This is a genomic window from Mesorhizobium sp. 113-3-9 (genome assembly GCF_016756515.1).
In the GTDB taxonomy this organism is placed as follows: domain Bacteria; phylum Pseudomonadota; class Alphaproteobacteria; order Rhizobiales; family Rhizobiaceae; genus Mesorhizobium.
Genome location: NZ_AP023246.1, coordinates 4323129 through 4344284 on the forward strand (window position 1 = coordinate 4323129; position 21156 = coordinate 4344284).

Annotated in this window: 15 protein-coding genes; 9 read left to right on the forward strand and 6 right to left on the reverse strand. The window is 63.2% G+C overall.

The features are described 5' to 3' along the window. Positions 1-33: 33 nt before the first annotated feature. The 3 genes from MesoLj_RS20940 to MesoLj_RS20950 all read right to left on the reverse strand — a co-directional run bounded on the left by MesoLj_RS20940 (position 34) and on the right by MesoLj_RS20950 (position 4187). Positions 34-714, reverse strand: coding sequence for an outer membrane protein (locus MesoLj_RS20940; protein ID WP_202322188.1), 681 nt, complete (start codon positions 712-714; stop codon positions 34-36). A gap of 192 nt (positions 715-906) precedes the next feature. Further along, the gene (locus tag MesoLj_RS20945; RefSeq protein ID WP_202322199.1) at positions 907-3231 is read right to left on the reverse strand and encodes an NADP-dependent malic enzyme; all 2325 of its coding nucleotides are present in this window, start codon (positions 3229-3231) and stop codon (positions 907-909) included. A gap of 176 nt (positions 3232-3407) precedes the next feature. Then, on the reverse strand, positions 3408-4187 hold the full coding sequence (locus MesoLj_RS20950) for an SDR family oxidoreductase (protein WP_202322201.1): 780 nt from the start codon (positions 4185-4187) through the stop codon (positions 3408-3410). A gap of 151 nt (positions 4188-4338) precedes the next feature. Between MesoLj_RS20950 and MesoLj_RS20955 the strand changes: the two genes are divergently transcribed. Continuing rightward, positions 4339-5121 (forward strand): UDP-2,3-diacylglucosamine diphosphatase, encoded by a 783-nt coding sequence (locus tag MesoLj_RS20955; RefSeq protein WP_202327379.1) that lies wholly within the window; start codon positions 4339-4341, stop codon positions 5119-5121. Between the two features lie 127 nt (positions 5122-5248). Further along, positions 5249-6463: an MFS transporter gene (locus MesoLj_RS20960; protein ID WP_140773345.1), complete on the forward strand. Its 1215-nt coding sequence runs from the start codon at positions 5249-5251 to the stop codon at positions 6461-6463. Here MesoLj_RS20960 and dgcA read toward each other — a convergent pair. Continuing rightward, positions 6434-7417 carry an N-acetyl-D-Glu racemase DgcA gene (gene dgcA / locus MesoLj_RS20965; protein WP_202322203.1) on the reverse strand — a complete coding sequence of 328 codons (984 nt, stop codon included), beginning with the start codon at positions 7415-7417 and terminating at the stop codon, positions 6434-6436. The two genes, MesoLj_RS20960 and dgcA, sit on opposite strands and share 30 nt — an antisense overlap. 77 nt (positions 7418-7494) lie before the next feature. On the opposite strand from dgcA, the gene MesoLj_RS20970 reads away from it, so the two are divergent. The 4 genes from MesoLj_RS20970 (at position 7495) to MesoLj_RS20985 (ending at position 11568) form a co-directional block, all read left to right on the forward strand. Further along, on the forward strand, positions 7495-8682 hold the full coding sequence (locus MesoLj_RS20970; protein ID WP_202322204.1) for an ABC transporter permease: 1188 nt from the start codon (positions 7495-7497) through the stop codon (positions 8680-8682). 4 nt (positions 8683-8686) lie between these two features. Then, complete coding sequence (locus tag MesoLj_RS20975) at positions 8687-9496, forward strand: ABC transporter ATP-binding protein (RefSeq protein WP_202327383.1); 810 nt, start codon at positions 8687-8689, stop codon at positions 9494-9496. Positions 9497-9510: 14 nt separating this feature from the next. Next, on the forward strand, positions 9511-10884 hold the full coding sequence (locus tag MesoLj_RS20980) for an MlaD family protein (protein ID WP_140773351.1): 1374 nt from the start codon (positions 9511-9513) through the stop codon (positions 10882-10884). Between the two features lie 87 nt (positions 10885-10971). Next, positions 10972-11568, forward strand: a complete 597-nt coding sequence (locus MesoLj_RS20985; protein ID WP_202322205.1) for an ABC-type transport auxiliary lipoprotein family protein — start codon at positions 10972-10974, stop codon at positions 11566-11568. A 35-nt stretch (positions 11569-11603) separates the two neighbouring features. On the opposite strand, the gene MesoLj_RS20990 is transcribed toward MesoLj_RS20985, so the two are convergent. Both MesoLj_RS20990 and MesoLj_RS20995 read right to left on the reverse strand, forming a co-directional pair. Further along, the gene (locus MesoLj_RS20990; protein WP_202322207.1) at positions 11604-12218 is read right to left on the reverse strand and encodes a 3'-5' exonuclease; all 615 of its coding nucleotides are present in this window, start codon (positions 12216-12218) and stop codon (positions 11604-11606) included. 184 nt (positions 12219-12402) lie between these two features. After that, on the reverse strand, positions 12403-18918 hold the full coding sequence (locus MesoLj_RS20995) for a kinesin (RefSeq protein ID WP_202322209.1): 6516 nt from the start codon (positions 18916-18918) through the stop codon (positions 12403-12405). A gap of 272 nt (positions 18919-19190) precedes the next feature. On the opposite strand from MesoLj_RS20995, the gene MesoLj_RS21000 reads away from it, so the two are divergent. The 3 genes from MesoLj_RS21000 (at position 19191) to MesoLj_RS21010 (ending at position 21096) form a co-directional block, all read left to right on the forward strand. Further along, on the forward strand, positions 19191-19559 hold the full coding sequence (locus MesoLj_RS21000; RefSeq protein WP_140773357.1) for an Hpt domain-containing protein: 369 nt from the start codon (positions 19191-19193) through the stop codon (positions 19557-19559). A 100-nt stretch (positions 19560-19659) separates the two neighbouring features. Continuing rightward, positions 19660-19980, forward strand: coding sequence for a 2Fe-2S iron-sulfur cluster-binding protein (locus MesoLj_RS21005; RefSeq protein ID WP_137931040.1), 321 nt, complete (start codon positions 19660-19662; stop codon positions 19978-19980). Between the two features lie 78 nt (positions 19981-20058). Further along, positions 20059-21096: an NAD(P)/FAD-dependent oxidoreductase gene (locus MesoLj_RS21010; protein WP_202322211.1), complete on the forward strand. Its 1038-nt coding sequence runs from the start codon at positions 20059-20061 to the stop codon at positions 21094-21096. Positions 21097-21156 lie beyond the last annotated feature (60 nt).

Below are 21156 nucleotides of genomic sequence, written 5' to 3' on the forward strand. Positions count from 1 at the left end.
CAACGGATCACGGCAAACCGTTCGCGCTGATTGTCAGAACTTGTAGTTCATGCCGATCTTGACCGTGCTGAACTTGTTGTCGAACTCAGTGTTGCTGCCACCGTAGTCGATGGTCTGGTCTCGCAGATCGACATAAAGATATTCGACATTCGCGGACCAATGATCGGTGAATGCCTGTTCCAGCCCTGCGCCAAGAGTCCAGCCAGTCTTGGTGCCCTTTTCTGAAAAGCTATTTAAGGGTCCGCCAAGATATCGGTTTTCAACGCTTCCGTAAGCCAGGCCACCGGTTCCATAGATCAGGGTACTGTCGAACGCATATCCGGCCCTGGCGCGCAGCGTCCCAAACCAGTCCACCTTGGTGTCGTATGTATCGCCGCGGACGCCGACATTGATTTCGCCAGAGTGTCCCTTGATGTCCGAGCCCGCAATGTCAGCTTCGACGCCGAGAACCAGGGAATTGATCTGGTAGTTATAGCCGACTTGAACACCACCTAGGAATCCGTCGATGTCGTAGTCCTGGCTTGCTTGAAACGTTGGCGTGTTGGGCGAACTGAAAACCGCGTCGGTTTTTCCAAAACCGTAGCCAATCTGCCCGCCGACATAGACGCCGGACCAATCATGGACGGTTGTGGGCTCGGCACTGATGGCGTCCGCGGCCAGCGCGTGTCCGCCGATCAGCGACAGCAATGCGGATGCGAGCAACAGGCCCTTCACGACGTCCTCGCCGTCAAATGAGATGGACAACCATATCAGGTAGGCTTTCCCGGCGAAATCCGCTTCCGGCCAACGCCGAATTTCCGCAATCGCAAGTTGCTGGTGCGCAACACCTCGGTTTGCAACGAGTTGTCGCCAGCACAGGAGGGTGTGCCCGAAAGACCAGGCCGAGCCGCTGAAGCCGGCTTCGGCCTAGTCCAGATTGGCGACAGCCTGCGCTTTGTGCGCGGCCTCGACCACGGCGAGCGCCGTCATGTTGACGACACCGCGCGATGTGACCGAGGGCGTCAGAATGTGCGCCGGCTTGTCGGTGCCAAGCAGGATCGGCCCGACATGCAGCGCATCCATCATGGCGCGCAGCGCCGTCAGCGTGATGTTGGCCGAATCGAGGTTCGGGAACACCAGCAGATTGGCTTCGCCCTTCAGCCGCGAATGCGGATAGACGCGCTGGCGCAGATGTTCCGACAAGGCTGAATCGGCATGCATTTCGCCGTCGCACTGAAGTTCCGGCGCGATGCGCGCCAGGATCGCCGCCGCTTGCCGCATTTTCAGCGCGCTTGGCGAATCGCGCGAGCCGAAATCCGAATGCGACAACAGTGCCGCCTTCGGCTCGATGCCGAAGCGCTGGATTTCCTCCGCCGCCAGTACGGTCATCTCGGCGATCTCCTCGGCCGTCGGGTCGACGGAGACGTGCGTGTCGGTGAGGAAGATGATGCCGCGCTGCGAGATCAGCATCGACAGGGTCGACAGGTCATAGTCCTTGATGCCCGCGCGAGGGCCAATGATGAGGGTGACGTTGCGCAGATGCCGCTCGAAGCGTCCTTCGAGGCCGCAGACCATGGCGTCGGCATCGCCGCGCTTCAGGGCCAGCGCCGCGATCACCGTATTGTCGGTGCGCACCATGGTGCGTGCGGCTTCCGTCGTCACGCCGCGCCGGCCGGCAAGTTCGATCAGCAAGTCGACATAGTGCCGGTAGCGCGGATCGTCCTCCGGGTTGATCAGGCCAAAATCGACGCCCGGCTTGATGCGCAGCCCGTAGCGTTTCAGCCTGACCTCGATGACGTGCGGACGGCCGATCAGGATCGGCTCGGCAATGCCTTCCTCGAGCACAACCTGGGCGGCGCGCAGCACGCGCTCATCCTCGCCATCGGCATAGATGACACGCTTGGCGCTCGATGCCTTGGCGGATGAGAACACCGGCTTCATCACCAGGCCGGAGCGGAAGACGAAACGGTTGAGCTTGTCTATATAGGCGGTGAAATCGGTGATCGGCCGTGTCGCCACACCGGTGTCGCAGGCCGCTTTGGCGACGGCCGGCGCGATGCGCAGGATTAGCCTGGGATCGAAGGGCGAGGGGATCAGGAAATCGGGCCCGAAGATCGGCGTCTCGCCCGAATAGGCGCGTGCGGCGACGTCCGAAGGCTCTTCGCGGGCAAGGGCGGCAATGGCCCGCACGGCGGCCATCTTCATCTCTTCATTGATGGCGCTGGCACCGCAATCGAGCGCGCCACGGAAGATATAGGGGAAGCACAGGACGTTGTTGACCTGATTGGGAAAATCGGACCGGCCGGTACAGATCATGGCATCGGGTCGTGCAGCGCGCGCCACTTCCGGCATGATCTCGGGATTGGGGTTGGCCAGCGCCAGGATCAGCGGCTTCGGCGCCATGTGCTGCAGCAGTTCCGGCTTCAGTACGCCGGCCGCGGAGAGGCCGAGGAAGACGTCGGCGCCCAGGATGACATCGGCCAGCGTGCGCGCCTCGGTGTCCTTCACATAGGGGTCTTTCCAACGGTCCATCTCGTCGGTTCGGCCCTTGTAGGCGACGCCGAAACGGTCGGTGACCCAGATGTTTTCGATCCGTACGCCGAGCGAGACCAGAAGGTTGAGGCAGGCTAGGGCGGCCGCACCCGCGCCTGAGGTGACGACCTTGATGTCCGAAATGGTCTTGCCGGCGAATTCCAGACCGTTGAGCACGGCGGCGGCGACGATGATGGCGGTGCCGTGCTGGTCGTCGTGGAACACCGGTATGCTCATGCGGGCTTTCAGCCGCTCCTCGACCTCAAAACACTCCGGCGCCTTGATGTCCTCGAGGTTGATGCCGCCGAAAGTGGGTTCGAGAGCGGCGACGGTCTCCACCATGCGTTCGATCTCGGGGGCATCGATCTCGATGTCGAAGACATCGATGCCGGCGAATTTCTTGAACAGCACCGCCTTGCCTTCCATCACGGGTTTGGAGGCCAGCGGGCCGATATTGCCGAGACCGAGCACCGCCGAACCGTTGGAGACGACGCCGACCAGGTTAGCGCGAGCCGTATAGTCGGCGGCGGTTGCCGGATTGTCGCGGATCTCAAGGCAAGGGGCGGCGACGCCGGGCGAGTAGGCGAGCGCCAGATCGCGCTGGTTGCCAAGCGGCTTGGTTGCCTGGATTTCGAGCTTTCCCGGTGTCGGGTGCTTGTGGAAGTAGAGGGCGGCTTCGTCGAGGTCCGAACGTGCCGTTTTCTTGTTCTCGCCTTCCATGCGGCCGCTCCCTCGAAACCTGCTTCGAGAGCCCTTTTAGCATGCGGCCAAGGTTTTTCGCGACGCTAATTGACGCGCCGTCGGCTTTAAACCGTGGCGCGTCAAAAATCACTGGATGTCAGATGCTTACGGCTGTTTCATGCCGGATTAATCCCGCCGCTCTGCCGACCTTTTGATCAGAAAGCGCTGACGTAGAGACCACCATCGACCGGGATGTTCTGTCCGGTCAGATAGCCGGCATGGACCGAGCACAGGAAGGCGCAGATCTGGCCGAATTCCTCCGGCGTGCCGAGCCGCTTGGCTGGCACGTCGGCGCTGTTGCGGGTCTTGCGCGCGGCGGCCGCGGCGGGATCCTCGACAGTGCCGGCCTCGTGAGGCCCGCGCAGCCGGTCGGTGTCGAGCTTGCCGGGCAAGAGACTGTTGATGGTGACGTTGCGATCGATCACCGTTCGCGCCACGCCGGCGAGGAAAGAGGTGAGACCAGCGCGCGCGCCCGACGAAAGATCGAGACCGGGAATGGGGACGTAGACCGACAGCGAGGTGATGTTGACGATGCGGCCGAAACCGCGCTTTGCCATGCCGTCGAGGACGGCCTGCACCAGTTCGATCGGCGTCACCATGTTCTGGGTGACGCCTTCGAGGATTTTCGTGCGATCGAGCTCGCGGAAATCGCGCAGCGGCGGGCCGCCATTGTTGTTGACGAGAATGTCGGGCTCGGGGCAGGCGGCAAGCAGGGCCTTCTGCACCTCGGGCTTGGAGACGTCGCCGACGACTTCCGTCACCGTCACGCCATAGCGCTCGCGCAGCTCGGCAGCGGTTTTGGCCACCAGTTCGGCATTGCGCCCATTGACGACGATGTCGCAACCGGCCTCGGCCAGCGCCATGGCGCAGCCTTTCCCAAGCCCCTTGCTCGAAGCGCAGACGATTGCCTTCTTTCCGCGGATACCGAGATCCATGACGATTTCTCCTGTGATTAGGCCGGCAAGCTAGTCCTTAGACTGGACCAATCGCAACCGTCATACGGTTGTTGCATGAATCGAGGCATAGGCTGCTCGAAAGCAAGGGTGAATCGCGATGTCAGGCCAAGAGCCCCGCACTTTCCGCAGCATGTTCATTTCCGACGTCCATCTCGGCTCGAAGGCGGCCAAGGCCGAGTTCCTGATCGATTTCCTTAGATACCATGACGCCGACATCATCTATCTGGTTGGCGATATCGTCGATGGCTGGCGGCTGCGGCGGAGCTGGCACTGGCCGCAAAGCCACAACGACGTCGTGCAGAAATTGCTGCGCAAGGCGCGCAAGGGCGCCAGCATCACCTATATCGCCGGCAACCATGACGAGTTCGCCCGCCAGTTCCAGGGCGTGCATTTCGGCGGCATTGTCGTCGCCGACAGCGCGATCCATGAAACAGCCGACGGCAAGCGCCTTCTCGTCATCCATGGCGATCAGTTCGACACCGTCGTTCACAATCAGCGCTGGCTCGCCTATCTCGGCGATCATGCCTATGACGCGGCGATGATCGTCAACCGCGTGGTGACGCGGTTGCGCCAATTGCTCGGCCTGCCTTACTGGTCGTTCTCGTCCTGGGCAAAGGTCAAGGTCAAGAAAGCGGTCAACTTCATCGGCTCGTTCCAGACCGTGCTGACCGAGGAAGCCCGCCGCTCGCATGTCGACGGCGTCATCTGCGGCCATATCCACCATGCCGCGATCGAGAATTTCGACGATGTGCGCTACATCAACACCGGCGACTGGGTGGAAAGCTGCACGGCCGTGGTCGAGCACTTCGACGGCCGGATGGAAATCCTGACCTGGGCGCAAATCCTGCCGGAAGCGCCGGACGAGCCCTTCATCCCGATGCTCATCGAAGATCGGGTGGGGCAGGCGGCCTGACCGAATTCTCGCTGGTTTTCGGTGTCAATTGATTAGTCCAGCCGGTTTCGCCTGGTTTTTCGCCATGTTAAGGGATCGATCTGCGTTGCTGGCCGGCCGGCCAAGTGCGGCGTAATTGGATCGATTCATGTCCCTGCCGCCGCTTTCGCCAGAACAGCTCGTCAAGCCGCGCCATTTCGAACTGCGCATGAGCCTGATCTTCGGCACGCTGTTCATATCGCTCGGCACGCATCTGCCTTATTTCCCGCTCTGGCTGCAGGCCAAGGGCTTTCACGCCGAGCAGATCGCCGTCATCCTGGCGGCGCCCATGTTCCTGCGCGTGGTGACGACGCCGCTGCTGACGACGCTCGCCGACCGGGCGCGGGACCGCGCCGATGTCTATGTCGCGCTGGTGGCAGCGTCCCTGCTGCTCTCGGCGGGTTATTTCCTGACGCCGACCTACGCCATGGTGCTGGCGGTGTCGCTTGCCCTGACCATTGTCTGGACGCCGCATTCGCCGATCGCCGATTCGCTGGCGCTTTCGGGCGTGCGCCGCTTCGGTTCGAACTACGCAAGCATGCGCAAATGGGGTTCGATCTGCTATCTCTGCGCCAATGTCGCGGGCGGCTTCATCCTGGCGGCCACCGGTCCTCAAGCTGTTCCGGTGATCATTTTCCTTGCCCTTGGCGCGGCACTCGTCGCCGGGCTGCTGGCGCCGCGCATGGGGCGGCCGCGCAAGGCCTCGCCGCTTTCTGCCGCGGACATCCAGCACGCGGCGCCGAGCCTGTTCAATGCCTATTTCCTCTACTTCACCTTTGGCGTCGGCATCATCACCGCCAGCCATGCCTTCCTTTACGGCTTCGTTTCCATCTACTGGAAATCGATCGGCATCAGCGATTCCGTTGTCGGTCTGCTGTGGGCCTGGGGCGTGGTGTCCGAAGTCTGCATGTTTTTGTTTTTCAATCGCATTTTCGCCTCCATATCCGTCGTCAGGGTGATGGTGATCGCCGGCATCGGGTCGATCGTGCGCTGGATCATCTTCCCACTGGTATGGCCGCTCGGCCTTGGCGTCGCCGGCTTCTTCGCCGTGCAGTCACTGCATTCGGTGTCTGTCGCGATGGTGCTGATCGGCCTGCAGAAGATGATCGCCGAGACCGTTTCCGAGGAGCGCACGGGCGCCGCGCAAGGCATTGCTTATTTCTTCAACGGCTTCTTCATGGCCGCCGTCACGCTTGCGTCCGGTCCGCTCTATGACCGTCTCGGCGTCGATGGTTTCCTGGTGATGATCCCGATCGCGATCATTGGCCTCGTGCTGATCGGGCTTGCCGCGCGCTCAGCCCCAAAGCGCGCGGTCCGGGGGTGAGACGAGCGAACCCTGATAGACGAGACCCGGCACCCGGTCGCGCGCAAGCAGCAGCGGACCATCGAGGTCAACAAAATCGGCGTCCTGGGCGAGCAGGACCGCCGGTGCCATGGCCAGCGATGTGCCGACCATGCAGCCGACCATGATGCCAAAACCCAGTTCGCGGGCGCGGTCACGCAGCACGAGCGCCGCCGTCAGCCCGCCGGACTTGTCGAGCTTGATGTTGACGGCGTCGTAGAGGCCGACAAGCGCTTCCAGGTTCTTCGCCTCATGCACGCTTTCGTCGGCGCAGATCGGCACCGGATGCGCAATATGGCGCAGGATCTCATCCTGCCCGGCGGGCAGGGGTTGTTCGATGAGCGCAATGCCTTGCTCCGCGGCAAAGGCGAGGTTCGCGACGATGTTGTCGTCGGTCCAGCCTTCGTTCGCATCAAGGATGATTCGGCTCCCGGGTGCCGCCTGTCTCACCGCCTGGATCCGGGCGATGTCGTTGTCGCCGCCGATCTTGACCTTCAGCAGCGGCCGGCCGGCGTTGGCACGCGCCTGTGCCGCCATCGCTTCGGGTTCGCCGAGCGATAGCGTGTAGGCAGTTTCCAATGGACGCGGCGGAGCTGACCAGATTGCGTGCGCAACCGGGTTGTCACCCATCTTAGCTTCAAGGTCCCAGAGGGCGCAGTCGACCGCGTTGCGGGCCGCTCCCGCCGGCATTGCGCCGAGCAGGGCGGTCCGGTCGATGCCACCGGCTATCCGCTCGCGCATCGCCTCTATCGCGGCGTGCACCCCGTCCATGGTCTCGCCGTAGCGCTTGTAGGGAACGCATTCGCCGCGACCGCTATGACCCTCCTGGCTGACCGTGCATGTGATGACCTCGGCCTCGGTCTTCGAGCCGCGCGAAATGGTGAAGGTGCCGGCGATCGGAAAGCGCTCCGCCTCGACCGAAATGACACGCGCCATATTTTTCTGCTCCGGCTGTGCGAGAAGGGTTGTCGGCAAATCGACAAGGTCGGACCCATCAGGCTAAACAGGACGCCATGTTGACCATCAGCAATCGCGACGCAAGCGGCACGACCGCCTCGGAGGCTGACCACCAACCGCGCGTGGCGGTCGGCGAGGAGGGTGGCGTTCTCGGCTGCGCGTTCTCCGGAATCTGGACGACACGAACGGTGGCGTCAATCGACGCCGACATGCGCAAGATCGAGAAACGAAGCGGTTTCAAGACTTTGGCGCTGGATCTTTCGAAAATCGAGAAGATCGATACCGCCGGCGCCTGGCTGATCGATCGCCTCGTCAGTGTCTTCGAGAAGAAGAACGTCGAGGTCCGGCTGCAGGGCCAAAGCGAGATCGCTTCCATCCTGCTCGACGCGGTCGGCGAGGCTGTCCGGCGCGAGCCCGAATCCGGGCCGGCGCGGCCGCCCAACATCGTCATCCGGGCGCTTGAGGCGGTTGGGCGGCGCGTCTACGAGATGCGCGACGATTTCTTTGCTTCGATGAATATTCTTGGCGCCACCATCCGCGGCGCGCAGATGAAGCTTGGCCGCGGCCACGCCGTCAACCCGGCGGCGATCTTCAACCAGATCGATCGCATGGGCGTCGGCGCCATCCCGGTGGTGGTGCTGATGTCGGCGATCGTCGGCGCCATCGTTGCCCAGCAAGGCGCCTACCAGCTCAGCTATTTCGGCGCCGACATCTTCGTCGTCGACCTCGTCGGCGTGCTCATCCTGCGTGAACTCGGCGTGCTGATGACGGCAATCATGATCGCTGGCCGCTCCGGCAGCGCGATCACCGCCGAGATCGGCTCGATGAAGATGCGCGAGGAGGTCGACGCGCTGAAGGTCATCGGTCTCAACCCGATTGGCGTTCTGGTCTTTCCGCGTCTGGTTGCGCTGGTGATCGCATTGCCGTGTCTGACGATCATCGCCAATTTCGCGGCACTCGGCGGCGGCATCGTCGCGGCCTGGCTCTACTCCGATATCCCCCCGGCCGCATTCATCGACCGGCTGCGTGTCGCCATCGATCTCAGCACGATTTTCGCCGGCCTGATCAAGGCGCCGTTCATGGCCATGATCATCGGCACGATCGCCTCGGTCGAAGGCATGAAGGTCGGCGGCAGTGCCGAATCGCTCGGCCAGCACGTGACCGCCTCGGTGGTGAAGTCGATCTTCGTCGTCATCATCCTCGATGGCCTTTTCGCCATGTTCTACGCAGCGATCGAGTTCTGAAATGATGGCGAAGGGCAACGGCATCACGGTTGGGGAAGAGGACGAAAGCGAAATCGTCCTTTCGGTGCGCGACGTCACCGTTGCCATCGAGGACAAGCTGATCCTCGACAAGCTTTCGCTCGACATCAAGCGCGGCGAGATCCTGGGGTTCGTCGGTGCTTCGGGCGCCGGCAAGTCCGTCCTGTTGCGAACCATTCTCGGGTTGATGCCCAAGCAGTCGGGAACGATCAAGCTGTTTGGTGTCGACGTCGACAAGGCAAGCGATATCGAGCGCCTGCGCATCGACATGCGTCTTGGCGTGCTGTTCCAGCATGGCGCGCTGTTTTCGGCGTTGACCGTGCAGGAGAATGTGCAGGTGCCGATGCGCGAATATCTCGACCTGCCAAGGAAGCTGATGGACGAACTGGCGCTGCTGAAGATCGAGCTGGTCGGGCTGCCGCCGGATGCGGCACAGAAATTTCCCTCCGAACTCTCCGGCGGCATGATCAAGCGCGCAGCTCTTGCACGCGCCTTGGCGCTCGATCCGGACATCGTCTTTCTCGACGAGCCGACGTCGGGACTCGATCCGATCAGTGCCGCTGAATTCGACGAACTCGTCGTCAAGCTGCGCGACACCATGGACCTGACCGTCTATATGGTCACGCACGACCTCGACACGCTGTTTACCGCTTGCGACCACGTGGCGGTGCTGGGCAAGAAGAAAGTATTGGTCGAAGGCACAATCGACGACATGCTGAAGAGCGAGGAACCGTGGGTGAAATCCTATTTCCGCGGAAAACGCGCCCGCCAACTTGATCTTGCCGCACGTGCATAGCCATAAGTGAAGCAATGGAAACCAGAGCCAACTACGTCATTGTCGGCATTTTTACGCTGGTTGCGATCCTGGCGGCGTTCGGCTTCGTCTACTGGACGGCGGCGATCGGTGACAGGGGCGAGACGACGCTGTTGCGTGTGCGCATTCCAGGTTCGGCCTCCGGCCTCGGCCGCGGCAGCTTCGTGCTGTTCAACGGCGTCAAGGTCGGTGACGTCAAGCGCGTCTATATCGACGTGGACAACCCGACTGTCGCCATCGCTGACACCGAGATCGACCGGATGACGCCGATCACCAAGTCGACGCAGGCCGATATCGGCCTTGCCGGCCTCACCGGGCAGGCCAACATCGAGCTCAAGGGCGCCGACCCCAAGGAAGTGAAACTCCTCGATCAGGCCGAAAAGGAAGGCAAGGTCGCCGAGATTGTCGCCAATCCGTCCGCCGTGACCAATCTGCTGCAGACGGCGCAGAACATCTTCACCCGTGCCGACAAGGTGCTGACCGAACTCGAGGGCTTCACCAAGGATGTTCGTGGGCCGCTGACGCAGACGGTCCAGAACGTGCAGACGTTCTCCGATGCGCTGGCCAAGAATTCCGACGGCATCGACAAGTTCCTGTCCAGCGTCAGCGCGCTGTCCGACGAACTGAAGGGCGTGTCCGGCAAGCTCGACGGCACGCTGAAGGCGGCGGAAGGCCTGCTCAATGCCGTCGACAGGGACAAGATCAAGAGCATCGTCGCCAATGTCGATACGGTGACCGCGAACCTCAAGCAGACATCGCAGCAGCTCGACGGTGTGATCAAGAATGTCGACACCGCGGTCGGATCCGTCAATGATTTTGCCAAGCAGACGCAGGGAACGCTGGCCAAGGTGGACGGCGTGCTGGACGGTGTCGACCCGGCGCAGGTGCGTGCGGCCCTGGCCAACATCCAGAAGGCCAGCGAGAACGCCAACAAGGCCGCCGCCGACATTGCCGTGGTGACCGACAAGTTCGCCAACCGCGCCGACGATATCGACCAGACGATCAAGGACGCCAAGCAACTGGCGCAGCGGCTCAACGATGCCTCGGTGCGCGTCGACGGCATCCTTGCCAGGGTCGACACCTTGCTTGGATCGGGGCAGGCCGACGGCGTGATGGCCGACGCCAGGGATACGCTGAAGTCGTTCAAGCAGGTTGCCGATACGCTGAATGCGCGGCTAGGTGTCATTACCGACAATCTGGCGCGTTTCTCCGGCCAGGGCCTGTCGAATGTCGAGGCGCTGGTGCAGGACAGCCGCCGCTCGATCTCGCGCATCGAGGAGGCGGTCACGGATCTCAGCCGCAATCCGCAGCGCATTCTTTCCGGTGGCGACGGCGAGGTTCGGCAATTCGATGGCAGGGCGCGGCGTTGACTTCGACGTCCGCTCGCCCCAGAAACAGTCATTGCGGATGCAGGTTATTTTGAGGTCGATACATAACGGGGACAGCAGGGGTCGCGCGTGAAGTCGATTGTGTCCAGATCGGGCCTGGCATTGCTTGCCTTGGTCCTCGCCAACTGCGCGGCGTTGCCCGGTGGCGGACCCGCGCCGCTTGACACGTTTGAGTTGTCGGCGCCTTCGGTCGACGCGCATGGCCACAGCCGCAAGCAAATCCTGATCGCCCAGCCCTCGGCGCTCAAGGCGCTGGACAGCCAGAACATCGTAATCAAACCCTCCGACCGCTCGATCCAGTATCTGAAGGGCGCGCAATGGGCCGACCGCCTGCCGCTGATCGTGCAGGCGCGACTGGCCGAGACATTCCAGCGCTCGGGCAGCTTTGCCGGTGTCGGCAAGCCGGGCGAGGGCCTAGCGATCGATTATCAGGTCATCGTCGAGATCCGTTCGTTCGAGGTGCGCGTCGACGGTGGCGAGCACGCCGAAGTCGACCTGTTCGTGCGCATCCTCAACGACCGCAACGGCGAGGTGCGCGCGTCCAAGAGCTTCACCGCGACCGCACCGGTCTCGGGCAGCGGCAATTCCGCCTATGTCAGTGCGCTGGACGCTGCGTTTGGCGATGCCGCCAAGCAGATCGTCCGCTGGACTGATTCGGTGATCTGAGCGCCCGGCGCGCCGGATACACCGACGCTTCCAGGCTAAAGGCGGTCGAAGACCTCCGGCCGCAGCTTTCCAGTCTTCATCAGGTGCCGCAAGGTGTAGGTCACTGACAGCGCATCGTCGAGCGCGTCGTGGCCCTGTAGTGGCGGGTGTTCGACACCATAATAATCCGCAAGCTTGTTGCTCGGCGTCCTCGCCAGATCCTCGATCGGCATCCCGGCCGCGATCAGCAACTTCACGGCGTTGTCAAACCGGGTAGCCGGGATGGAAGGCTGAATGCCCGCGACATAGCAGGAGATGGCGATCATGTTCAGTTCGTCCTTGCCCCAGGACCAGAATCGCGCACCGCCGGAAAAACGATCGATGTCGGCAAGGGCTTCTCCCAGCGCGACCCCTTCGGTCTCGATGTTTTCCTCAGTGATACCGGTCAGTTTGGTGAAGAACGGGTCAAGTGCATATCTCCGGCCAGACCGGTCGATCGGTCTGATATAGGCCTTGTGTGTACCGAGCAGCGGAAAATCATCTTCGAGCCCAAGTCTGACAGCGCCGATCTGGGCGATGACAGGGTCGGGATCGTGGGCAGCACACCAGAATCTGCGTTGCGAACCCTCAAGGCAGAGAAACTCGCAGTCGAATATGATTGCAGTCTTCACGGTCGGCCCCCTTTTTATCGAGGATCAGGGCGGCAGGCCCGTAGTCTTCGCGCCGTCGGGAAATCGGACTTCGCGCCGCGAGCGTATCGAGCGCATTCGTCGGCTCGCAGCTGCGAGAACGTTTCAGCGACGGAGCTTTGAGGCAGTCACAGGCGGGGCGGGGCCCCGCCTGTTCAATTCCGGTTCAGTGCAAGCGGCCGCTGGCGTGGGCCAGCATGGTGTAGACCTTGCCGGTGTCCGACGTCAGGTAGGTCTGTGCCATGATGTTGTCGCGGTCGTTGCGCGAGACATCCTTCAGCAGCTTCTCGAAGTCGTCGCAGTAACGGTCGACAGCGGCGCGGAACTCGGCCTCTCCCTGGTATTTGCGGCGGATCTCGTCGAACGTCTGCTGGCCCTTCAGCGTGTAGAGCCGGCGCGTGAACACGTCCCGCTCGCCGCGCCGATAGCGGTTCCACAGCTCGATCGAAGCGTCGTGGTCGATGGCCCGTGCAATGTCGACAGAGAGCGAATTCAGCGATTCCACCACATGCAGTGGCGAGCGCTGGGCAGGGGCCGCGCGCGGTGCTTCCGCGGGCGCCGAGGGTGGAGCCGCCGGCCTGAGATCCGCATCGTTCGACGCCGCGGTCAGGAGGTCACGCACCCAGCCGCCCTGTGGCGTGCGGGTGTTGGCGTCGGGACGCTGCTGACGCGGTGCCGCCTCAACCGGACGCTCGAGGTCGAGCGTGCCGCGCAGTGCGGCACCGCCCAGCGGCGCCTGCGGCGTGCGAAGCTCCGGCTGTGGCGCCGGCGCGCGACGCGGCGGCTCGGCAGCGCGGGTGGCCGGCGCTTGCGGCGCCGGACGCAAGGTGCGCGGCTCCGAGGTGTCGCCGCCACGACCGGACTTCGCAACGATGTCGGAAAGCTCCTTCAGGGCGTTGATCTGCTCGGAAACGGCGCGACGGATGGCAGAGGTCGATTCCTTTGCCTCTTCCGGCATCTCGATGACGCCTTTCTTGAGCTCGGCGCGGGTGAGGTCGAGTTCGCTCTTGATCGAGCCCGCGGTACGCCGCATCTCCTCGGTCGCATCGGCGAAGCGCTTGGTGGCCGAATCCACGACATCGGTGATGGCGTTGCGGATCTTGTCGGCCGATTCCAGCGTCTTGCCTTCGGCGTTCTGCAACGTCTGGCCGACGAGATTTTCGAAGGAGCGCATGACCCTTTCGAGATCTTCCGACTTCTTGACCAGGCCGACTGCGAGATCCTCGAGCGACGACTGCCTTTCCAGTGTGTGCTCGAGGTTGCTCTGAGCAGAGCTCAACAGATCCGAGGCACTGGCCAGCAGACGGCTGTGTTCATCGAACTTGGTGGCGATAGAGGCCACTTCGCGCAAGGTCGACGACGACAGTTCCGTCAGCCTTGTGGTGTTCGAGTCGACCAGGCGCGCCGAGCTGGCGAAGGTCTGCGCCGCCTTTTCGGTGGTCGCCGCGAAGCTCTGTGTGCTGCCGGTCAGGCGTTCGTCGACCTGGCCGAGGTTGAGCGCGGCCTGCTCGATCAGCTGACCGAGCTGCGAGCTGGAGTTGGTCATGCGGCCGATGAGATCGGCAACGCTGTCGGACAGCGACGAGCGGGCGCCTTCAACCGCCGACAAGGTCTCGGCGGTGCGGCTGGCGAGCGCGTTGACAAGGGCGGCGTTTTCGCTGCGCAGCTTCTCGGTCGCGCGTTCGGTGACCTCTTCCATGCTCTTCTGCAGTTCCGAGCCACCCTGGGCGAAGCGCTCGACCAACGGCCGGGCGGTTTCGTCGAGGATCCTCGACATTTCGGCGGAGCGGGCCGCGAGCATGGTGTTGAGTTCGCGGGTGTTGGCGCCAATCGTCTTGGCGGCGTCGTTGGTGCTCTGGCCGATATGCTGGCCAACCGCGGTGAAGGTCTCGGCGATCACATTGGCGCGCGAAACGAGTTGCGCCTCGGCGGTCGAAACCTGTTCGTTGAGCCTCTGCCCCATCGTCTCGGTGGTGTAGGCGAGCCGGTTCTCGACGCTCGAGAGTTGTTCCTCGACACGGGCGGCCGCGGCCGCCGCGCTCGATGCAAGACGCTCGTCGGCGCCGGCAAGCGCCTGCTCGATTTCGCGGGCATGCACGGCCAGTTCCTGGCCGGTCTGGCGGGCACGGTCGGCGACCCTCTGCTCGGTGCTGGCGAAAGCACCGACGATGGTCTGCGCATGTTCGCCGATCGTCGACGAGCTGTCGGCGATACGCGAGACCAGGCGCTGGTCCGCTTCGTCGAAGATGCGGCCGATTTCCGACGCACGGCTGGACAGGGCGTCCGAGCCTTCCGCGATGCGCGAAACCAGTTGCTGGTCGGCGGCATCGAAGATGCGGCCGAGGTCCGAAGCGCGGGCGGCCAGCGCCTCGGCCGATTCGCCGATGCGCATGCCGAGCCTCTGGTCGGCGCTTTCGAAGTTGCGCAGGATGTCGCCGGCGCGGGCGGCCAGCGACTGTGCCGTCTCGACGGCGCGGGCAACCAGTTTCTGGTCGGCCGCGTCGAACGTGCCGGCGATCTCGCTTGCACGGGCCGCCAGATGATCCGCGGTGTCCTGAGCCCGGGAGGCCAACTGGTCGGTGGTTGCCTGGGCGCGGGCGGCGAGCTTCTGGTCCGCCATGTCGAAGGTGCCGGCGATCTCGCCTGCGCGGGCAGCCAGCTGATCGGCGGTTTCATGGGCACGCGCCAGCAGCGTGCTGGAGGTGTCGTCGGCACGGGCAAGCAGCGCGTTCGACGTATCCTCTGCACGGGCGTGGAGGCGACGATCGGCCTCCTCGAAGGTGCGGGCGATGTCTTCGGCCCGCGCCAAAAGGGCGGCCGACGTCTGCTCGGCGCGCTCGGCGATCTTGCGGTCGGCGTCACTGAAGGCCGCACCGGCCTGCTCATGCAGCGTGCTGGTGACTTCCAGGACCTTTTCGCGCAATGCGCCGGCGACGAAGACCGCGCTCTTCTCGAGCACGTTGCGGACGTTGTCGACCCCGGTCGAAAGCGCACGCTCCATGGTTCCGGCGCGTTCCTCGATGATGCCGGTCTGACGGCTGAACGCCTGCTCGATCTTGTCGACATCGGCGGCGATCGCGGCCGAAATGTCGGTGCTCCGGGCTGCGATCTGGTCGATATGGCCCGACAGCGAGCGGTCGACGTCCTTGCGGGTCTCGGCGAGCTTGCCGAGATCGTCTTCCAGCGCACGGCTCAACATGTCGCGGCCTTCGGCCAGCTTGCCGACATGGCCGGCGATGATGTTGTCGATCTCACCGCGGCTTTCGGTCAGCTTCTGCAGGTCGGCCTCCAGGACCCGCGAAAGCTGTCCGCGATCCTCCGCCAGCTTTTCCGACTGGCTGGATATGACACCCTTGATGGTGTTGAGGTCCGATTCCAGCGCGCGCTTGAGAATGTCGCGGCCTTCGGCCAGCTTTTCTACCTGGCCAGCGACCAGGCCATCGATGCTGGAGCGGCTTTCGGCCAGCTTGGCGAGATCGGCTTCAAGGGCACGTTTGAGAATGTCGCGGCCTTCGGCCAGCTTCTCGACCTGGCCGGCGACCAGGCCATCGATGCTGGAGCGGCTTTCGGCGAGTTTGGCAAGATCGTCCTCGAGCGCTCTCGACAGGGTCGAGCGCTCCTGGACAAGCCTGTCGGCGTGGCCCGCGACCAGGCCGCTGACGCTGTCGAGATCGGTCTCCAGCGCCTTCGACAGGGTCGAGCGCTCCTGGACCAGGCGCTCGGCATGGCTGTTGACGAGGCTGTTGACGCTTTCGAGGTCGACTTCCAGCGCCTTCGACAGGGTCGAGCGATCCTGGACAAGCCGCTCGGAATGGCTGTTGACGAGGCCGTTGACGCTTTCGAGATCGGCTTCGAGCGCCTTGGCGAACTGGGCGCGGTCGTCGACCAGTTTCTGTGACTGGTCGGCAACGGTGTTCTTGATCGTGTTGAGGTCGGCTTCGAGCGCACGCTTGAGGATGTCGCGGCCTTCGGCCAGTTTCTCCACCTGGCCGGCGACCAGGCCATCGATGCTGGAGCGGCTGTCGGCGAGCTTGGCGAGGTCGTCCTCGAGAGCCTTCGACAAGGTCGAACGATCCTGAACCAGCCTGTTCATGTGGTCGGCGATGACGCTGTTCACATTCTGCAGGTCGGCTTCCAGGACCCGCGAAAGCTGTCCGCGGTCCTCCGCCAGTTTTTCCGACTGGCTGGAAATGACGCCCTTGATGGTGTTGAGGTCCGACTCCAGCGCGCGCTTGAGAATATCGCGGCCCTCGGCCAGCTTCTCGACCTGGCCGGCGACCAGGCCGTCGATGCTCGAGCGGCTTTCGGCCAGCTTGGCAAGGTCGGCTTCGAGCGTCTGCGACAGCAGGCTGCGGTCGTTGACAAGCCTTCCGGAATGATCGTCAAGCAGGCCCCTGATGCCCGAGAGGTCGCTTTCGAGCGAACGGCCGAGCTGGGTGCGGTCTTCCACCAGCTTTGCCGAATGGGTCTCGATCAGGTTCTTGATGCCGATAATGTCGTTTTCCAGCGCCTTGGCGAGCACCGCACGGCCTTCGGCGATCTTCTCGACCTGGCCGGCGACCAGCCCGTCAATGCTGGCGCGGCTGTCGGACAGCTTGCCGAGATCCGCTTCCAGGGCGCGCGACAGGATGTTGCGGCCTTCAGCCAGTTTTCCGACGTGTCCGGCGACCATTTCATCAATGATCGTACGAGCTTGAACGAGTTTCCCGGAGTCTTCATTGAGGGCCAGAGAAAGCCGGTTGCGGCCTTCTTCCAGCCTCTCGAGGTGACTGCCGAGCGATGCATCGATGGCCGCGCGCGATTCGTTGACCTTGCGCAGGTCCTCTTCGAGGGCGCGTGCAATCAGGCTGCGGCCCTCGGCCAGCTTCTGCACCTGGTTGGTCACGGCGGCATCGATGCCGGCGCGGCCCTCGGCGAATTTCGCAAGATCCGCCTCCATCGCGGCCGCCATGCGTTCGCGGCTTTCGGAAAGCTTGCGGCTGTGGTTTTCGACGGCTTCCTCGATGCCGACGCGAGCGTCGGCGAGCCGCTGGATGTCGCTGTCGAAGGAGCGCGAGACAACGTGACGCGCCGCTTCCATGCGCCCGGCGAAGTCGCTGGCGCGGGCCTCCAGCATGCTCGATGTCGAGGTGACGATGTCGGCCATGTCGGCGCCGATCTGGGTCTTGCCCTGATCGATCATCGCGCTCAGCGTATCCCTGCTCTCGGCGAAAGTGTGGGCGATTTCGCGGGCGCGCTCGACCAGCGTCTCGTTGATCTGGCGGGCTCGCGCCTCAAGCGCGGCATTGAGCTTCTGCGTGCCGGTGTCCAGCGCTTCGGCGCGGGTCTGGAACTCGCTGATCAGCGCCTGGCCGCGTTCGGCGAGCGTGCGCTCGATGCCGTTGAGGCTGGCTTCGAATTCCGAATTGAGGGTGCGCGCGGCGCCGCCAAGCAGCGACACCATGCCGGTGGTGCGATCGTCGAGCAGATCGGTCAGCGACCGGGTAAGGCCGTCCGTCGTGTCCGTCAGTTTGGCAATGCGCGTGTCGAGCAGGCTGGCGAAGGCCTCGCCAGAGGTCGTAAGCCTGTCGGTGATGTTGTCGAGCCGGCCTTCCACCGAATCGAAAATCGACATCGAGCTTTCATTGATGCGGTCGATCAGCGTGTCGCCGGAATTGGTGATCGTCATCGACAGCTTGGTCGATGCGTTGAGGATCGAGTCGCGGATGATGTCGCTGGCGGCGCCGATTTCATCCCTGAGCGTCTCATGCGCACCTGAAATCGAGGCGCGGACCCGCTCGGCATGGGTGACGACGGCCTCGCGCTCGCTGCCGAGCCCGTCGACCAGCGAACGGATGCGGGTTTCGTTTTCCGAGTAGGAGCGCTCGATCTGGTTGACTTCGCTGTGGACCAGCGTTTCCAGTTCCACGGCGCGGGCAAGCGTGCGTTCGATGCCTTCGCCCATGGCCGCCACCTCGCGGCGAACAGCCTGGCCGATCATCATGACGCGATCCTGCGCCATGTTTTCCGGCTCGGTCAGGCGGAAGGCCACTTCCGTCATCGACTGCGCGGCAATGCGCATGTCCTGGGCGCGGCGAATCATGGCCGCGAAGGCCCAGAACAGGATGATCGGCACGATCGCCGCGACGGCAAGGCCAATCAGCTCGGGACGGGCAAAGAACTGGTCGAGCGTGCGGATCCGCCAGATGCTCGGTCCGAACAGCAGGTTGGCGAGCGCACCGGCGCCCGCGATCCAGGCAAGCGAGACAAACGCGATGATCCAGTAGACGGTGTTGGAAGCGCGCCTGTTGAGGCTGTGCAGGAGGGTCTTGTAATCTTTCTGACGATCGTCGTTGGCCGGCGCAAAGCCCGTGGGCTGCGTGCCATTGCCATTGCGTGTCTCCACGGGGCGCAGTTCAGCGGGCTTGGCCTTTGGCGCGGGCTTCGCGGCCTGATTGGTCACGGGGGCCTGGTTGATCACGGGCGCCTGATTGGCGGCGGGTGCCGGATTCTGGTTGCGTCCCTCGCGAGCCAGCTCGTCGGCGGCCTGGGATATCTGCGCTTCCAGATCTTCCATCGAAGCCGCGATATCGAGATCGCCGCTGCCGATGTCGCCGCTGAGGTCGAGATCGAGCGCTTTTTCCAGTTCCCTGGCCACGTCGCTGTCGAGAGTTCTCGTGTTCGTCGTTGGTTTCTTCGCCATGCCTTCGCTACCCTGTACTAGCTGCCGCGGGCTTATAATTCTGTTTGTCTTACCCCCGCGCAGGAGGCTGAAAATGGACCCTCGTATCGTAATGACACAGGGGGGTAAAGAAAACATGCATTCCGCGGGATACGTAAAACTTTAAATATAAGGTTAACGGAAGCGTGATTTGGGCGCCGCTTTCGCAACATTTTTCCCGGCCATTCATTAACCCGTTGTCCATTGGATTCGCCTAGTTTTTCAGGCGGCCGAAGAAAACGGAGTTCGAGTTCATGCGTGGCGAAAGCGGCATTGCCTTCTCAATGCCCGGGGGCGACGTATCGGGAACCAGGCAGTCCCGACCGGTCGATTTGGCACACCTTGCCCGGCAGACGATGGGCGACCGCGCTCTTGAGCAGGAGGTGCTGGCGCTGTTTGTACAGCAGGCGCTGTCCGTGCGCGACAAAATAGTCGACGCCAATCTCAAGGACCGGCTTTTGCTGGCTCACGGGTTGAAGGGCTCGGCTCGCGGCGTCGGCGCCTTCGCCATCGCCGATTGCGCCACCGAGATCGAGCGGCGGCCGGAAGACAGCCAGACGCTCAAGCGGCTCGGCACGCTGATCGACGAAGTGCGCGATTTCATCGCCGCGATCAATCGCTGACCCCGGTTTGTGGAAAAACGTCACCGAGCGCCGCTTTCGCGCGGCAGTTGACTTGTTTGCCGGAGTGATTATCTCGGCTGAAACTCCCTTCAGGTGACAAATGACCAAACTGACCTTCATTGCCCATGACGGCACACATTTTGACGTGGATGCCGAAAACGGCTCGACGGTGATGGAAAACGCCATCCGCAACGCCGTGCCGGGGATCGAGGCCGAGTGCGGCGGCGCCTGCGCCTGCGCCACCTGCCATGTCTATGTCGACGAGGCATGGACGGCGGAGGTCGGCGAGCCCGAGGCGATGGAGGAGGACATGCTGGACTTCGCCTATGACGTCCAGCCGAATTCGCGGCTGTCCTGCCAGATCAAGGTGCGCGACGCGCTCGACGGTCTGGTGGTGCGGGTGCCCGAACGGCAGGGCTGAAGCCGATTTTTCCCGCTGCCGCTTGGCAGCAGGCCGCGGCTCATGCAGTCTCGCCCCATTCCCAAGGGGACACACAGCATGACCGAAACAATCAAGACGGATGTCCTCATTGTCGGAGCAGGGCCCGTCGGGCTGTTTGCCGTGTTCGAACTCGGCCTGATCGACATGAAGTGCCACCTGATCGACATTCTCGACAAGCCAGGCGGCCAATGCGCGGAGCTCTATCCGGAAAAGCCTATCTACGACATTCCCGGTTGGCCTTCGATCTCGGCGCAAGGACTTGTGGACAAGCTGCTCGAACAGATCCACCCCTTCAAGCCTGACTTCACTTACAACCGCATGGTCTCCAGCCTGGAGAAGCTGGAGGACGGCAGCTTCCGCGTGACCACGGACGAGAATGAGGTGTTCGAGGCCAAGGTGGTGGTCATCGCCGCTGGCGGGGGCTCGTTTCAGCCGAAGCGCCCGCCGATTCCGGGCATCGAGCCCTATGAGGGCAAGAGCGTCTTTTATTCGGTGCGCCGGATGGAGGATTTTCGCGGCCATGACCTGGTCATCGTCGGCGGCGGCGATTCGGCGCTGGACTGGACGCTGAACCTGCAGCCTGTGGCCAAAAGCGTGACGCTGGTCCATCGGCGCCCCGAATTCCGCGCCGCGCCCGACAGCGTCAACAAGATGTACGCCATGCAGGAGATGAAGCAGCTGGAATTCAGGGTCGGCCAGGTGACCGGCCTCGCCGGCGCCGATGGCCAGCTGTCATCGGCCACCATCAAGGGCGGTCCGGACGGCGATATCGAAGTGCCATGCACACGCATGCTGCCCTTCTTCGGCTTGACCATGAAGCTTGGCCCGATCACGGAATGGGGGCTCAATCTCCACGAGAACCTGATTCCGGTCGACACCGAGAAGTTCCAGACATCGGTGCCCGGCATTTTCGCGGTCGGCGACATCAACTGGTATCCGGGCAAGCTGAAGCTGATCCTGTCGGGCTTCCATGAAGTGGCGCTGATGGCGCAGGCCGCCAAGCGCATCATCAGCCCCGGCGAACGCATCGTGTTCCAGTACACGACCTCGTCCACGAGCCTGCAGAAGAAGCTCGGCGTGGTGGACGCTTCCTAGGGCGTTTCACCGTTTCGCGGAAACGGGAAGACGCCCTATCTCCTTGATTTTATGCAATTC